We start from the raw sequence: 1,917 nt of genomic DNA, 5'->3' as shown, positions 1-1,917 counted from the left end.
CCTGGCTTATTCGACACCCTGTGGGGCTACAAGCGCAGCGAAAACACCACCGCCGGAGCAACTGAAGCGGCTGTTGACAGCATCAACGCTACACCCATGAATGTATTAACCAGCGCTTTTTAAGTAGAGAGAAATGCTGACTTCCATCTAGTCATAGGAAGTCAGCAACACGAAGTGAGTGAGAAGTAGTAAGAAGTGAGTAATTTTCCCCGCCTTTATGGCGGGGTTTTTTGTTTTATAAATCCTGTTGAATCGACTTAGGGCTTTTATCATTTTCAAAAATTACTTCAGCTTACTTTGCCTGGCTGGCTTCTTAAACACTTTCTATTCTTTACGATGGTTACCCCCCCCTCCCTCCAGTCTAAAAAATAAAATTGATACTTTATTGGCTATAAGACATAAAAAGTACCCTCATCAGGCAAACCATTTGAGTAACAAATCATTAAGGAGTAGAATTTTACTCTTTAATTGAGCCATAGCAAAAAGGTGCCTTAATGAAAAAGGCAAATTTCAATATACAAAAAAGCTTTTTTTTTAACGTTGTGTTTTATTTTTTGCTTACAGGTTGCAGCTCAGCCTATCAAACAGAGCTGCCAAACAGGTCAAATGAACACATACGTGATACCATAGACAATCATAAGGCATCCATATGGCAGCTTTATTTGAATGCAAGAAAAACCAACCCCAGTATTGAAGGGAAAATAGTTTTCGAATTCAAAATTTTACCACACGGAAAGGTGAGGAATGCAAAAATAGTAAGCTCCCAACTAAACCATAACGATCTGGAAATACAACTTAAGAGGTATGTAGAATCCATTGAATTTGGAGATCAAAACGTTAAAACATCGGAAATAGAATACATGTTTGTATTTTTTGCCGAATAAAATTTTCTTGTGTAAGCAGAATCCCCATAAATGCGTTGCTCATTACCATGCAAGAAATTATCTATTGCCTGTGAGTCATGAACATTAGTAGAGGTCACGACCACTGAATGTAATCTATCAGGTTAGTAATATTTTAGCTCGGAAGTTTTATCGCGAAATACCCAGTAAGAGAAAGCGGTATAACCCATAATTGCCGGCACGGCAATTAGAGCGCCGACTAGAATAAAGCGTAACGATTCAGTCGCGCTGGCCGCTTCCCATACGGTAAGTGTGCCGGGGATAACATAGGGGTAAAAGCTGTAAGCTAACCCTTGGAAGCAAATAAAAAATATGGTGATGGCGGCGGTGAAGGGAATCCAACAACCAAAATCTTCTTTATGCGGGGCGTGGCGAAGGTATTGATCGACCACAAAAAATAGACCTGCACATAATATTGGCATAGGAATCAAGAGTAATCCTTGAGGGAAACCGAGCCACTTTTGGTAGACGGTTGGGCTGATACTCACGTTCACTACAGAAACTAAGGCAATACCCACTGCGGCAATAGCACCTGCTAGCCGCGTCCATTGAGTAGCGCGATATTGTAGTTCGCCTTCGCATTTTAAGATAAGCCAGGCTCCACCAATAAAACTATAGGCGGCGGTTACGCCTAGTGCGCTCAGTACAGCGAAGCCCTCTGCTTGCCAAGATTGCTCAAAACCCATGACGTATTGACCGAGCATGTAACCTTGAGCCAATGCCGTGATGAGTGATCCCATTTTAAAGGCGCTATGCCAGTGGTGACGATAATGGCTTTTCGCTTTCGCTCGAAAATCAAAAGAAACCCCTCTTAAAATTAATCCTAACAACATAATAGTGGCAGGAAGATAGAGTTCTTTTAATACCAATGAGTGTGCGCTAGGGAAAGCAATTAAAAGTAAACCCACCGCGAGTACTAGCCAAGTTTCGTTAGCATCCCAAAAAGGACCAATACTTGCGATCATAGTATCCCGATCTTTTTTGTGCTCTGGCCCGAGGGGAAGTAGGATGCCAA

General features: G+C 41.8%; 2 protein-coding genes and 1 pseudogene. 1 reads left to right on the top strand and 2 read right to left on the bottom strand.

What is annotated here, in order from left to right:
- The first annotated feature begins 494 nt into the window (after nt 1–494).
- Nucleotides 495–884 (top strand): AgmX/PglI C-terminal domain-containing protein, encoded by a 390-nt coding sequence (locus tag LU351_RS20350; RefSeq protein WP_232595919.1) that lies wholly within the window; start codon nt 495–497, stop codon nt 882–884.
- An 11-nt stretch (nt 885–895) separates the two neighbouring features.
- Here LU351_RS20350 and LU351_RS20345 read toward each other — a convergent pair.
- Together LU351_RS20345 and LU351_RS20340 are read right to left on the bottom strand one after the other, a co-directional pair.
- Nucleotides 896–994: pseudogene (locus tag LU351_RS20345) on the bottom strand (IS5-like element ISCARN107 family transposase); the annotation flags it as partial.
- 12 nt (nt 995–1,006) lie between these two features.
- On the bottom strand, nt 1,007–1,917 hold a 911-nt coding region (locus LU351_RS20340; RefSeq protein ID WP_232595918.1), incomplete at its 5' end, for a cytochrome d ubiquinol oxidase subunit II.

This window comes from Marinibactrum halimedae, from assembly GCF_021234875.1.
Classification (GTDB): Bacteria; Pseudomonadota; Gammaproteobacteria; order Pseudomonadales; family Cellvibrionaceae; genus Marinibactrum; species Marinibactrum halimedae.
Note: the sequence above shows the minus strand (reverse complement) of the source record. Positions and strands in the feature narration are given on the sequence as shown.